This is a genomic window from Bernardetia sp. ABR2-2B (genome assembly GCF_037126435.1).
GTDB lineage: Bacteria > Bacteroidota > Bacteroidia > Cytophagales > Bernardetiaceae > Bernardetia.
In genome coordinates, this window is record NZ_CP147020.1 from 1,828,806 (window position 1) to 1,841,342 (window position 12,537).

The following is a 12,537-nucleotide window of genomic DNA, read 5'->3' on the forward strand; positions in this document are numbered from 1 at the left end:
ACAAAAACCGTATCTTTGCGTTTCGAAAATCAAACGTACTATCGTTTTAAAACAGACTATGAAAAATACGAACGGAAAAGAAAATATAAATATCGATGGGCAATCAGAAAAAACTGAATCTGCCCAAGAAGAATCTATAAAAGATGCTAAAGAAATAAATAAAGAAGACGAACACAAAAAACGAAAACTCAACAAAGAAAGTATTCAGTATTTAATGGGTATTTATAAATACATGATGCCCTACAAAGGATATTTCTTTAGTGGAATGATTTGTCTTTTCTTATCTAGTGTGGTGCTTTTGGCATTTCCAGAGCTTACAGGAAATCTAATTGATGTAGCGACAGGCGATGAGAGTTTTTTGTTGGATAGCATTAATCAAATTACGATGGCTTTGCTTGTCGTGATTGTTATTCAAGTTATTTTTTCATTTTTGAGAGTGTATTTATTTGCTCAAGTAAGTGAATATTCAATGGCTGATATTCGTAAGGCTTTGTATCAAAAATACTTGTCTTTGCCAATGAGCTTTTATGACAAGCACCGTTCAGGAGAACTTATGAGCCGAATTACGGCAGATGTTGCGCTTCTTCAAGATACTTTTTCGGTTACTTTAGCAGAGTTTTTTCGTCAGATAATTACGCTTGTTGTTGGTTTGGGAATTTTGTTTTTCAAGACACCAAAACTTACTTTTTTTATGCTAGGCGTAATGCCAGTCCTAATTATTGGAGCAATTATTTTTGGTAAATTTATTCGCAAACTCTCCAAGAAAACACAAGACCAACTCGCCATTTCAAATATTATTGTTGAAGAAACAATTCAAGCTATCGCAACGGTAAAAGCATTTACTAACGAAATTTTCGAAACAAAAAGATATTCTTCTACACAACAAGTCGTCGTACAAACAGCTCTTAAAGCAGCTACCTACCGTGGTGCTTTTGTTTCTTTTATTGTCTTTGCCATTTTTGGAAGTATTACAGCTGTTTTTTGGTATGGCGCAACTCTTCTGGCAGCAGGAGATTTGACTTCTGGAGATTTAATTTCATTTATTATTTATTCTATGTTTATTGCTGGTTCTATTGGAGGGCTAGGAAATATTTATGGACAAATACAAAAAGCAATTGGAGCATCAGAACGAGTTTTAGAAATACTAGGAGAAGATTCTGAATCAGAAGTAACTTATAATTCAGAAAACTCTAGTACAAATCAAAAGCCTATTCAAGGAGATATTTCTTTTAAAGATGTTCGTTTTTCTTATCCTACACGTACTGATGTAGAAGTTTTGAAAGGAATTAATTTTGAGATAAAAGCAGGAGAAAAAATTGCTTTAGTTGGGCACAGTGGAGCAGGAAAATCTACGATTATTCAGCTTTTAGAGCGTTTTTATGAACCACAAAATGGAACAATAGAAGTTGATGGAAAAAGTAATTTAGAGTATGATTTGAGTTTTTATCGTTCTGCTATCGGAATTGTACCCCAAGAAATTTTGCTTTTCGGAGGAACAATTAGAGAAAATATAGCCTACGGAAAACCAACAGCAACAGAAGAAGAAATTATTTCAGCAGCAAAACAGGCAAATGCCTTTAAGTTTATTGAAACTTTCCCAGAAGGATTAGAAACATTGGTAGGAGAACGTGGCGTAAAGCTTTCAGGAGGGCAGCGTCAAAGAATTGCTATTGCAAGAGCTATTCTACGCAATCCAAAAATATTGATTTTAGATGAGGCGACAAGTTCTTTAGATGCCGAATCTGAACAACTGGTACAGGAAGCATTAGATACATTAATGAAAAACCGAACTACAATAATTATTGCTCATCGTTTGGCTACCATTAGAAAGGTAGATACAATTTATGTCATCGAAAACGGACAAATCAGCGAACAAGGAACACACGAGAGTTTGGTAAATCAGGAAGGAACATATAATCAACTGGTTCGTCTGCAGCTTTTAGAAGTTTAGTTTGTAAGAAAAATTTATATCTTGTTAGTAAATTTTCAAAACTATTTCAATACGAATTGAATTAGTAAGGTATAAATTACAACTACACTCTAAAACTATTTTTTTATGTCAATGGACAAACGTACTTTTCTCAAAACGGCAGGACTTGCCACTATCGGAATTATCTTGAATCCTCTTTCGGCTTGTGATTCTTCCAAAAAAACAGATGCTATTACTGGCGCAGATACAACTGCTGTTTTAGCTGAAAATGGACTTTTTACACTCAAATCTCCTTTTGAGCTTCCTGCTTTGCCTTATGATTTTGCTGCTTTAGCTCCAAATATAGATAAGCAAACAATGGAAATTCATCATGGTAAACATCATCAAGGATATGTAAACAAACTCAATAAAGCCATTGAAGGAACTGGTTTTGCAAATCAGAATCTATTAGAAATATTAGAAAATGTATCAGATAACGACACAGCCGTTCGTAATAACGGAGGTGGACATTACAATCACAGTCTTTTTTGGGAATCTTTATCGCCAAAAAATCAAGTAGCGACAGATAACTTGAAAGCAGCTTTAGAAAAAGATTTTGGTTCTTACGAAGCTTTTCAAAATGAATTTACGGCAGAAGCAAAAGGAGTCTTTGGTTCGGGTTGGGCGTGGCTTTGTAAGGCTAATGATGGAAAACTCTTTATTACTTCTACACCAAACCAAGATAATCCATTAATGAAAAATCTAGCCGAGCAGACTGGTACACCACTTCTAGGGCTTGACGTTTGGGAACATGCTTATTATCTCAACTATCAAAACAAGCGTACTGAATACATTGAGAATTTTTATAAAATAATCAACTGGGAAAAAATTGAAGAGCGTTTTAATGCTTAGTTTAGAATTTTCCAAAGCAAAAAAGACCTTTCATAAAATTATTAGTTTTATGAAAGGTCTTTTTTTTATCAAATTGAAATATAATTCTTACATTTTACAAAACGTCTTTGTAAATATACCTTTTTCAGATACAAAACGTACGACATACATTCCACTTTTCAAGTTACTAATATCCAAATTTGATGAATTTGTAGCTTTAATAATTCTATTTCCTAACAAATCTATAATCTCAATATGAGAAATAGAAAGTGATTCTGTTCCTCTAAAATAAATAGTATTTTCACTTGGGTTAGGATAAAGTGTTATTCTGCTACTTTGCTTATCATTAATAGCTGTGATGGTTTCATCTGTCTGAACGATAACTTCATTAGAAAAATCAGATTCAGCAGCATCGTGTTTTCCTTGTACTTTATACGTGTACGACGTGCTTGGACTTACTTGCGTATCTAACCAGTTTCTTTCTGTTCCACCTAGTTGAGCTACTTCTTTAAATTCAGTTTCGGTTTCACTTTTTCTTGAAACAACAAAGTTTGAAAAACCATCATTTGCTACCCAACTCAACTCACTGCCTTCCTCTGACTTAAAAATGCCGATAAGCTGCTGTGGGCTAGGATTACTATCTATTTTGGTTTCAATAATAGAAGAAATATCAGAGGAAATAATATTTCCAAAGCCGTTGTAATAATTCAGAAGTGCATAAACACGTAAATCAGTTTGTTCGCTTACTAAATCAAATAAAAGTGAAAAAGGAGTTGCTTCGCTTGGATTACTTTTCAAATCAAAACGAATTGTTTTGCTACTTGATACTCTGACGTTTCTAAACTCTAAACTACTTTTTAAGATGTCAAATTTACTCATATCGGCATCTTCATTCAGATAAATTACAACTTCTGTATAAGCTGTTTGCTCTGGAGCATTATTTCCCTTATAGAGATGATAAGTAAATTCATTTTCTGCCGAAACTTCTTCTTGTGTCAGTATTGGAGTAGATAAAAGTGAAAAATTCAAATCGTTTGCTTCTAAATTTTCATCTATCTGCTGTGTAAGCTGCGTCTGTTCGTTATACCTTCCTGTTGGGCTGTTTATGGCAAGATTGTGTCGTATAAATTCTCCATTCGTAAGGTTTTCATTAGATTCCAAAACGACATCTATCGTTTGATTAGAATAAGCAGGGACATCAACTGAAAAAGAAGCAGGATTATTATCGCCAAAATCTACACTACTACTCACTATCTCAAAACGACTATCAGGCGTAAAAGTAGCCGAAATAGTCTGAGCAGAATTAGTAGGGTTGTCTAATAAAATCTGATAATTATAGTTTTGGTTAGGTAATATTCTAGCTCCTTCTTGTGAGATAATAATTCCTCCTACTCTTCCTCCAGTAGCTCCAATAGCAAAGTTTTGTTCTGTTACTGATGGATTGGCATTTGATAATGTTACTGTTCTCTCTGTTGGTGTAGCTTCTGTTATTTGAGGAGAAAATATAACTGTATTCCCAAAAGCACGAGGAAAATTTAATTGATAATTGCCTTCTGTATCGGTATAAACACAAGAGTAGGGAACACTACTACTATTTATAAAAACACCTGCAATGCCTTCTTCCCCACTATCTTGTACTTGGTTTCCGTTCATATCTCTAAATACTTTTCCAGTTACTGAATAATACTCTTCATTTCCTAGCTGAGAAACAACAGCACTACTCACAGGAGTAAGGTTTGTAGTAGGGTTATCTATATTGACTATTGCTTCTACATCTATTGTAAATGAAGGAACAATATTAATTGTACAAGCATATTCTGCATTTGGTGTGAATCCTCCTATCGGCAAGATAGTAACTGAATTAACAACCCCATCTATAACCTCTGTTTCAAATATCGGAGTAGGTAAAGAACTTGACCAGCCTATTAACTCTATGTTTGGTGGTAACACATAAGCCTCACCTCCTGAATATTGCACTTCATTATCTGTACCTGCCCTATTTGTAAATAAAGTTTTTGTTCCATTGTTATTATTCCAAACAAGCTCTCCATTCTCATCTGCTCTAAATATAGCAGGAGTAAATCCTGTGGCAACAATACTAGCATCACTTCCTCCTCCTACTAAACGAATAGGATATTGAGCTTCTGTATATCCTAATCCAGCTTCGATTATATTTACAATTATTTCATAATCATTTCCACTTACTTGTTGAAAAGTTGCAGATATGTAACTAGGAATCAGAGGATCTCCAAAAAAATAAGGATTAGCTTCTAAAAATCCAAAATCTGGTGTCACATTTGGGGGAAAGGTAATAATATTAGGAGTTACAGTTACAGATGATACGCTTCCTTGTACTGTAGCTGTATTGTACAAATTAAGTGTATAGGTACGATCGTTTGGTGTATCATTCAAACCATAATCAAATCTAAAGACATCATTTCCACTACCTAACAAATGTACATTAGCATTATTACTATTAAGAAACCACTCTCCAGTAGCATTTATATCAAAAAACACGCTTCCACTGCTTCCGTTAATAGGTACAGCAGACACTTCTTGAAAGGGAGGACTTATAGTTTGTGAGAAACTAGATTGAAATGTAAGGATTGAAAAAATTAGTATTAAGAAATACTTTTGGATAGATTTAGAATAATTCATATGAATAAAAAGGGTTAAGTTGTATATTGTAATGAAGACCCAACAAGTAATGAAAAAGGTTGCATCATTTTTATACTTTTTTCTCACAACTTACTTTTCTTACATTTTATTCAACTCAAAAAAACATGTTAAAACGTATAAAACACTTCTTATTCAGATGGTTAATAAGGCTTTCTTTGTTTGCTTTAGTGGCTGCTGCCATTGGTTTTTACCTTTCTCCTTATAAATATCAAACTCCTTTTTATCGTTGGTACTATTCTTATTCTGATTACAAAATTTTGCTTTCTGAAATAAAAATAAAACAAGATGCTCTCAAAAAAGAGTATAAAAAAGCTAAGACAGATTCAGAAAAAGAAAAGATTTTAGAAAAAGCACAAAAAATATTTGAAAATAGTTTTGAGCAGGTTTGTAAGTATTGGTATGGAACAAAATGGAGCTATTCGGGAACGACACAAATACCGGGCAAAGGAAAAATAGCTTGTGGATATTTTGTAACTACCATTTTGAGAGATTTGGGTTATCCGATTGAAAGAATAAAAATGGCTCAAGCAGCTTCTGAAACACTCATCAGAAAAACAGTTGATAAGAAATTTATAAAACTGAAAGTCAATGCAGATTTTGGAGATTTTATGGAAGAAGTAGAAGAAATGGGCGACGGAATTTATATTTTAGGATTAGATACGCATACAGGTTTTTTATTTATTGATGGAAGCTCTACTCATTTTATTCATTCTTCAAATGGAATTTTGAAAGGAGTTAGAAATCAAATGGCTTTTAGTTCGAATACTATAAGGAAATCAAAATACAGAGTGGCAGGGCAGATACAGGTAGAAAGGTGGTTAGAATAAGGACTTAGAAATACGAGGAACTAGGAATTAGATATTGGGACATGGAAATTCCTATTTTCCTTTTTCATTCCCAGTTCCCAGTTCTTACTTCCCATGTTCCAATTCTCAATTCATTAGCATTTTACTTCAAAACCGTTTATCTTTGTCTTATAAATAGAATTTTCTTCTTATTTCTATCACTTCTATCATTGTTTTAAAGACATGAAAAAATATACTTTCGAAAAGAAAAACGATACTCGTTCGGGTTTCGGCGACGGACTTACAGAACTAGGCAAAACAAATCCTAAAGTAGTTGCACTTTGTGCCGACCTTATTGGTTCACTCAAGATGGGGGACTTTCAAAAGCAGTTTTCAGAGCGTTTTTATCAAGTTGGCATTGCAGAAGCCAATATGATGGGTATTGCAGCAGGTCTTACTATCGGTGGCTGGATTCCATTTACAGGAACTTTTGCCAATTTTTCAACAGGTAGAGTATATGACCAAATCCGTCAGTCAATTGCTTATTCAGGTAAAAATGTCAAAATTTGTGCTTCTCACGCAGGTATTACACTTGGCGAAGATGGAGCGACACACCAAATTTTGGAAGATATTGGAATGATGCAAATGCTTCCTCACATGACTGTAATTAACCCATGTGATTATAACCAAACAAAAGCAGCTACTTTAGCAATTGCAGACCATCAAGGACCTGTTTATTTGCGTTTTGGTCGTCCTAAAGTGCCTGTTTTTATGCCTACTGACCAAAAATTTGAGATAGGAAAAGCAATCACTCTACAAGAAGGAACAGACGTTACTATTTTTGCAACAGGTCATTTAGTTTGGGAAGCTATCCAAGCACATGAAGAATTATTGAAAGAAGGAATTTCTGCCGAAATAATTAATATTCATACAATAAAGCCATTGGATAGAGAAGCAATTTTGAAATCAGTTTCGAAAACAAAATGCGCTGTTTCTGCCGAAGAGCATCAAATTATGGGTGGTTTGGGAAGTAGTATTGCACAAACTTTAGTTATGAATAATCCTGTTCCAATGGAGTTTGTAGGTGTAAATGATAGTTTCGGAGAAAGTGGAACTCCAGACGAACTAATGATAAAATATGGACTTACTTCAAGTGATATTATCAAAAAAGCAAAAGCTGTCTTAGAACGTAAAGCTAAATTAGCTACCGTTTAAGGTTATCTTTATTATTACTGAAAGAAATTATTTTTCTATATAAAAAAGGCAATTTGAAATAAGTTGCCTTTTTTTGTAAAAACTACTTTTTATACAATACACGAACTACATGAAAGACGAATTTCCAAATTACCACAAAGATATTGTTATCGATGGTATTGCAGTAGCAGTAGGCGAAGAAAAGCAAATCAACCTCAATATTGCAAAACTTCCTTCACGTACTTCTATTGATACACCTGTCTTTGTTTATCGTTCTAAAAAACCTGGAAAGACACTGCTTCTTATTGCAGGAATGCATGGCGACGAAATAAATGGAGTTGAAATAATAAGGCAGCTAATTTCAAAGGAACTAATTGTCCCCAAGCGTGGAACTGTCATTGCTATTCCTCTTCTGAATATTTATGGATTTCTCAATTTTTCTAGAGAAGTTCCTGATGGAAAAGATATTAATAGAAGCTTTCCAGGGAGTAAAGAAGGTTCACTTGCTAGTCGTGTAGCTCATGCACTTACCAATGAAGTATTACCTCATATTGATTTAGGATTAGATTTTCATACAGGAGGAGGAAGAATAAATAACTTTTCGCAGCTTCGTTGTTTGCTCACTGAGGGTAATAATGAAGAGTATGCTCGTGCTTTTGCACCTCATTTTATCCTTAACTCTAAACTAAGAGATAAGTCGCTTCGTGGTCTTGCCCAAAAAATGGGAAAATCTATTTTGGTCTATGAAGGAGGAGAATCCCAACGTCTAAATCGTGCGCCAGTAAAAGAAGGAATGCGTGGAGCAGTTCGTTTGATGCACCATTTGAATATGATAGATAAAGAAGATATGCTCAAAATGCGTGGTGCAGACAGAATTACAGAACCTGTTATTTTAGAACGTAGTTCTTGGATGAGAGCCAAATTCTCAGGTCTTTTTAGGTCATTTGTAAGGAATGGTTCGATGATAGAAGAAGGTCAGGTTATTGGAAGTCTGACAGACCCTTTTGGAGAACTTCATCACGATATTATTTGCAAACAAAGATGTCATATTGTTGCAATCAATCATCAAGCAGTCGTTAATCAAGGTGATGCTATTTTTCACTTAGGTAAAACAAGTTAGGTCATCTAAATTATTATTTTTGATGAAAAAGTTTGTGTTCTTCAATATAGAGATAAACATATATGGTTTTTTGTTGAGTATTTTAGCAGCCTTATTAAACAAAATTTGTATTTTTGTGTTAGTATATCAATTCTACTTTATATAATAACCTACTCTACTTATATTAAATTTATAGATTGTGCGAGATACAAATACTTATTCGATACGAGATTTAGAAAATCTAACAGGCATTAGGGCGCATACCATCAGAATGTGGGAGCAGCGTTATGAACTTGTTACTCCTAAAAGAACAGACACAAATATTCGTTATTACGATTCCGAAGACTTGAAATATATGCTCAATGTGGCATTGCTCAATAATAATGGAGTTCGTATTTCGAAGATTGCCAAAATGTCTGAAGACGAGGTTTATGTAAAAGTAAGAGAAACCCTCTCAAGAACCTCTGATTATCAATCACAGATTAGTGCACTTACGGCAGCTACTATTGATATTAATGAAGAGCAGTTTGAACGAATCATGTCCACAAGTATTTTACAGTTTGGCTTTGAAAAAACAATGCTAAACATTATCTATCCTTTCTTGAGTAGAATAGGAATGCTTTGGACGACAAATGCCATTAATCCTGCACAAGAACATTTCATTACAGGGCTTATTCGTCAGAAAATTATTGTAGCAATAGATGGACAATATAGAGATAAATCTTCTGGAACAGGAAAAAAATACATTCTATTTTTGCCTAGTGGAGAGCTTCACGAAATTTCTCTTTTATTTTCTTATTACCTTTTGAAAGTAAGAGGAAATGAAGTGATTTATTTAGGTCAAAACCTTCCTTTGAAAGATTTACAAGAAGTACATGCTACTCACAAACCAGCTACTTTAGTAACTATTATTACCTCTTCTCCAAGTGCAAATGCCGTAGAAGAATACCTATTTGAGATTGGTGAGCGTTTTCCAGATGCTGATGTATTAGTTTCTGGTTTTCAAGTAATGGGACAAGATTATAAGACTTCTAAAAATGTTCATATTTTACAAAAACCACAAGATTTGATTTCTTATGCAGAAGATAGAGCCACTGAATAAATTTGGAATTATCTATTAAATCTAAATTTTTAGTCTTATCTATGAGCCTTTTGAGGTATTATTTTTGTATATTAAAGTGAAAACCAAATTTTATTTTTACTAATTTCAAAAATTAAACTACTCAATTGTTATGGAATCTCAAGAATCAAGACAATCAAAAAACTTTTCAGATATAGAAACAACTACTGAAAGAAGTATATCTATTTCTGATAAAGAAAAATCAAATGGCATTATTGCTTACATTACCATTATAGGTTTTATTGTTGCATTTGTACAAAATCAAGAAATAAAGTCTGAATATGTAAATTATCATGTTCGTCAAATGTTAGGGCTAATATGTTTAAGTATTGGTTCTACAGTAGTTGGATTTATTCCTTTACTGGGCTGGATAGCATCTCCAATTATTTTGATTGGACTAGTTATTTTTTGGATAATGGGACTTATAGGAGCTTTAAACGGAGAACGCAAACCTGTTCCTATAGTAGGAGAGCAGTTTCAAGAATGGTTTAAAGGTGTAGGAGCTTAAAAAATTAAGATAATAAAGCTAAAAACGAGCAATAAAGATATTTTTATTGCTCGTTTTTTTATGTTTAGATACAAATTTTTTATTTTTATTTTAAGGCTTTCGGTTGAAAGACAAATCCTTGTTCTGTATTTCTTTCTTCAAAATCAATTTCTAAACCTATCAGAAATAACATATCTTTCTTTTGATAAATAACTTCTAGATTGTCTTTAGTAGAATCAGTAGCCACAGGATTTTCTAAAAAATAAGATTCATCTTCCTCTTTTTTCTTATCAAAACCTAGACGAAAGTTTACTCCACTACATCCATTTCCACCCTGTACAATCAAACGTAATCCGTATTCTTTAGGAATACTTTTGGTCTCCAAGATAGTTTGAATATGAGAAAATGCTTTATCAGAAATTGTAACAGGAATCATTAATTAAATAGTCTTTTTATAAAAATAATATACTTGATTAGTTAATAATCTTGACTTTTTGGACTGTGTCCCCTTCTATTTTGAAGTCAGCTTCATCAAAGTCTGGTGCGCTTACTTTTGGTTTGAAATTAGTAGAGAATCCATATCCTTCTTTTGGAATTCCGAACATATTGCTATCCATTTCATTATTTCCATTTTCATCGTGGAATAGTGCAAAAGCATAATCTCCAGCTTCTAATGCTGTAAAGTTAATTGTTGCTTTGTTATCTTTGATAGCTACTTTCATTTTTTTGATAGCCTTAGAATCATCTTTTGGAAAACCAGCTTCTCCTTTAAAAAGAGCTATCATGATTGTTCCTTTATTACTTTTTATATTTGTTACTTCTACTGTGAGTGTATGCTGTGCAACTGCTGTTGATGAAACCATAAAAGTAGCGATAAGAAAAACTGCAAGAAATATTTTTTTCATAATTGAATTGATATAAGTTTTGTATTATTTACTTTCTATGAAAATGTTTAAGAATAGATTTTATATGTGTATTTGTTGGTGTCGCTACGCTAAAACACCAACAAAGGCTAGAGTTTTGTATTATTTACTTTCTATAATTGCTCTATTATTATACCAAACTTTCATCAAAATTGTTGGAAAAATATAATTTTCCTCTTGTTTGATTCTATTTAATTTTTCTTTGTTTCTGAAACTCCAGCTGCTGCAAAGGAAGACATATTATTTAAAAAATTAACAGCCGACTCTAAAAGAGGGTAAGCAATTGCACAACCTGTTCCTTCTCCCAAACGCATTCCTAATAAAAGAAGTGGCATCACTCTCAAATGCTCTAACATATGAGCATGTCCGTACTCGCCAGACTGATGAGAGAAAATCATATATTCTTTACTTTGTGGATAAAGTGCATGTGCCATCATGGCAGCAGCAGTTGCAATAAAACCATCTACCAAAACAATCATTTTTTGTTGTGCAGCTTCAAGCATCCCACCTACCATATGAGCAATTTCGAAACCACCAAAAGTAGTCAATACTTCGAAAGGTTTCATGTTTTTTGGATATTTTCGATCAGCTTGTTTCAAAATAGTTAGTTTTTTATCTATTCCTCTTTCATTTAGACCTGTTCCACTTCCTACACATTCAACAAGTTTTAGTCCTGTAAGATGATGCAAAATAAGAGAAGCCGAAGAAGTATTTCCAATTCCCATTTCTCCAAAGCCAATAATATTTGTTCCTTTTTTAGCAATTTCTTTTACAACTGTGCTTCCCTGCTCAATACACTTCCAACATTCTTTTTCATTCATAGCAGGTTTTTCTAAAAAGTTATTTGTACCATGTGCTATTTTTAAATCTAAAAAATTATCTTGTTTTTTATCAAAGTTTCCTTTTACTCCTGCGTCTGTTACTACAAGTTCGATGCTATTCTGCCCACAAAAAGTATTGATTGCTGCCCCTCCTTCTAAGAAATTCTTTACCATTTGATGTGTTACTTCCTGTGGGTATTGACTGACACCACTTTCTGCAATTCCGTGGTCAGCAGCAAAAACAACAATATGAGGTTTGATTAGACTGGGAGAGAGTGTCTGTTGGATAAGTCCTATTTGAAGAGCAATACCTTCTAACCTTCCTAAAGAGCCAATAGGCTTAGTTTTTTGATTAATTTTTCGTTGTAACTCTGGGCGAAAACCCAAAGAAGGAGCAGAAATAGTGAAAGACAAGGACATGAAAGAAAATATTTAGTAGATAATAAGTTTTTTAGTTCTCAAAAATACAATACTTTATTTGATTGACAATAATAACAGATATAAAAGAGTTGTATAACCAAAATATTTTTCATTGTTTTGTCCTAGAATACAATTTGTATTCTTTATTAAATCACAACCTTTTCCTTACAAATAGAGTATTAATAAGACAGCGTTTATTCATTGTTGTA

11 protein-coding genes are annotated in these 12,537 nt (G+C 33.2%); 7 read left to right on the forward strand and 4 right to left on the reverse strand.

Features of this window, described 5'->3' with window-relative positions; all coding sequences use genetic code 11:
- The first annotated feature begins 58 nt into the window (after window positions 1–58).
- Complete coding sequence (locus tag WAF17_RS07635) at window positions 59–1,951, forward strand: ABC transporter transmembrane domain-containing protein (RefSeq protein ID WP_338768355.1); 1,893 nt, start codon at window positions 59–61, stop codon at window positions 1,949–1,951.
- Between the two features lie 105 nt (window positions 1,952–2,056).
- Window positions 2,057–2,821, forward strand: a complete 765-nt coding sequence (locus WAF17_RS07640; RefSeq protein ID WP_338768357.1) for a superoxide dismutase — start codon at window positions 2,057–2,059, stop codon at window positions 2,819–2,821.
- 87 nt (window positions 2,822–2,908) lie between these two features.
- Here WAF17_RS07640 and WAF17_RS07645 read toward each other — a convergent pair whose 3' ends face one another.
- Window positions 2,909–5,458: a T9SS type A sorting domain-containing protein gene (locus WAF17_RS07645; RefSeq protein ID WP_338768359.1), complete on the reverse strand. Its 2,550-nt coding sequence runs from the start codon at window positions 5,456–5,458 to the stop codon at window positions 2,909–2,911.
- A 125-nt stretch (window positions 5,459–5,583) separates the two neighbouring features.
- On the opposite strand from WAF17_RS07645, the gene WAF17_RS07650 reads away from it, so the two are divergent.
- The 5 genes from WAF17_RS07650 to WAF17_RS07670 all read left to right on the forward strand — a co-directional run bounded on the left by WAF17_RS07650 (window position 5,584) and on the right by WAF17_RS07670 (window position 10,185).
- Window positions 5,584–6,306 carry a hypothetical protein gene (locus WAF17_RS07650; RefSeq protein ID WP_338768361.1) on the forward strand — a complete coding sequence of 241 codons (723 nt, stop codon included), beginning with the start codon at window positions 5,584–5,586 and terminating at the stop codon, window positions 6,304–6,306.
- Between the two features lie 201 nt (window positions 6,307–6,507).
- Window positions 6,508–7,479, forward strand: a complete 972-nt coding sequence (locus WAF17_RS07655) for a transketolase family protein (RefSeq protein WP_338768364.1) — start codon at window positions 6,508–6,510, stop codon at window positions 7,477–7,479.
- Window positions 7,480–7,588: 109 nt separating this feature from the next.
- Complete coding sequence (locus WAF17_RS07660) at window positions 7,589–8,578, forward strand: succinylglutamate desuccinylase/aspartoacylase family protein (protein ID WP_338768367.1); 990 nt, start codon at window positions 7,589–7,591, stop codon at window positions 8,576–8,578.
- 178 nt (window positions 8,579–8,756) lie between these two features.
- Window positions 8,757–9,659, forward strand: coding sequence for a MerR family transcriptional regulator (locus tag WAF17_RS07665; RefSeq protein WP_338768369.1), 903 nt, complete (start codon window positions 8,757–8,759; stop codon window positions 9,657–9,659).
- 130 nt (window positions 9,660–9,789) lie between these two features.
- Window positions 9,790–10,185 (forward strand): hypothetical protein, encoded by a 396-nt coding sequence (locus tag WAF17_RS07670; RefSeq protein WP_338768372.1) that lies wholly within the window; start codon window positions 9,790–9,792, stop codon window positions 10,183–10,185.
- A gap of 85 nt (window positions 10,186–10,270) precedes the next feature.
- On the opposite strand, the gene WAF17_RS07675 is transcribed toward WAF17_RS07670, so the two are convergent.
- From WAF17_RS07675 to cobT, 3 genes are all read right to left on the reverse strand, one after another.
- Entirely contained in the window at window positions 10,271–10,600 is a 330-nt protein-coding gene (locus tag WAF17_RS07675; RefSeq protein ID WP_338768375.1) for an iron-sulfur cluster assembly accessory protein, read from the reverse strand.
- A 37-nt stretch (window positions 10,601–10,637) separates the two neighbouring features.
- Entirely contained in the window at window positions 10,638–11,069 is a 432-nt protein-coding gene (locus tag WAF17_RS07680) for a DUF2141 domain-containing protein (protein WP_338768378.1), read from the reverse strand.
- Window positions 11,070–11,278: 209 nt separating this feature from the next.
- Window positions 11,279–12,328 carry a nicotinate-nucleotide--dimethylbenzimidazole phosphoribosyltransferase gene (cobT, locus tag WAF17_RS07685; protein WP_338768381.1) on the reverse strand — a complete coding sequence of 350 codons (1,050 nt, stop codon included), beginning with the start codon at window positions 12,326–12,328 and terminating at the stop codon, window positions 11,279–11,281.
- Window positions 12,329–12,537 lie beyond the last annotated feature (209 nt).

What these genes read in the sequence shown, in the direction of transcription:
- WAF17_RS07635 (WP_338768355.1), top strand. Translation starts at nt 59, where the DNA reads ATGAAAAATACGAACGGAAAAGAAAATATAAATATCGATGGGCAATCA.
- WAF17_RS07640 (WP_338768357.1), top strand. Translation starts at nt 2,057, where the DNA reads ATGTCAATGGACAAACGTACTTTTCTCAAAACGGCAGGACTTGCCACT.
- WAF17_RS07645 (WP_338768359.1), bottom strand. Translation starts at nt 5,458, where the DNA reads ATGAATTATTCTAAATCTATCCAAAAGTATTTCTTAATACTAATTTTT.
- WAF17_RS07650 (WP_338768361.1), top strand. Translation starts at nt 5,584, where the DNA reads ATGTTAAAACGTATAAAACACTTCTTATTCAGATGGTTAATAAGGCTT.
- WAF17_RS07655 (WP_338768364.1), top strand. Translation starts at nt 6,508, where the DNA reads ATGAAAAAATATACTTTCGAAAAGAAAAACGATACTCGTTCGGGTTTC.
- WAF17_RS07660 (WP_338768367.1), top strand. Translation starts at nt 7,589, where the DNA reads ATGAAAGACGAATTTCCAAATTACCACAAAGATATTGTTATCGATGGT.
- WAF17_RS07670 (WP_338768372.1), top strand. Translation starts at nt 9,790, where the DNA reads ATGGAATCTCAAGAATCAAGACAATCAAAAAACTTTTCAGATATAGAA.
- WAF17_RS07675 (WP_338768375.1), bottom strand. Translation starts at nt 10,600, where the DNA reads ATGATTCCTGTTACAATTTCTGATAAAGCATTTTCTCATATTCAAACT.
- WAF17_RS07680 (WP_338768378.1), bottom strand. Translation starts at nt 11,069, where the DNA reads ATGAAAAAAATATTTCTTGCAGTTTTTCTTATCGCTACTTTTATGGTT.
- cobT (WP_338768381.1), bottom strand. Translation starts at nt 12,328, where the DNA reads ATGTCCTTGTCTTTCACTATTTCTGCTCCTTCTTTGGGTTTTCGCCCA.